Raw genomic sequence first — 501 nt, 5'->3', positions numbered from 1 at the left:
GGCGCAACCTGCGCCTGCCGCTGACCATCGAAGATGCCCTGGAGCGCATGGAGAACAGCCGTGCGCTGGTGCAGTACCTGGGCAAGAAATTCATTACCGGCTATGTCGCCACCAAGCGCGCCGAGCACGAGAACTTCAAACGTGTAATCAGCTCCTGGGAGCGTGAGTTCCTGCTGTTTGCTGTCTGATCAACCCTGGCGCCGCAGGTGCGCGGCGGCCGAACTACGGAGAAGCCCATGAGCGTCAACAACCCGCAAACCCGTGAATGGCAAGCCCTGAGCGGGGAGCATCACCTGGCACCTTTCAGTGACTACAAGCAGCTGAAAGAGAAGGGGCCACGCATCATCACCAAGGCCCAGGGTGTGCATTTGTGGGACAGCGAGGGGCACAAGATTCTCGATGGCATGGCCGGCCTGTGGTGCGTGGCCGTGGGCTATGGCCGCGAAGAGCTGGTGCAGGCGGCAGAGAAGCAGATGCGTGAACTGCCGTACTACAACCTGT

Annotated in this window: 1 protein-coding gene and 1 pseudogene; both read left to right on the top strand. The window is 60.9% G+C overall.

All coding sequences use genetic code 11. The features are described 5' to 3' along the window. A pseudogene (locus GYA94_RS26735) lies at positions 1 to 188 on the top strand (glutamine synthetase); the annotation flags it as partial. 48 nt (positions 189 to 236) lie between these two features. Further along, the coding region (locus GYA94_RS26730) for an aminotransferase class III-fold pyridoxal phosphate-dependent enzyme (RefSeq protein WP_161893461.1) at positions 237 to 501 on the top strand (265 nt) is incomplete at its 3' end.

The organism is Pseudomonas juntendi (assembly GCF_009932375.1).
GTDB lineage: Bacteria > Pseudomonadota > Gammaproteobacteria > Pseudomonadales > Pseudomonadaceae > Aquipseudomonas > Aquipseudomonas juntendi.
This window is presented reverse-complemented; position numbering and strand designations above follow the sequence as displayed.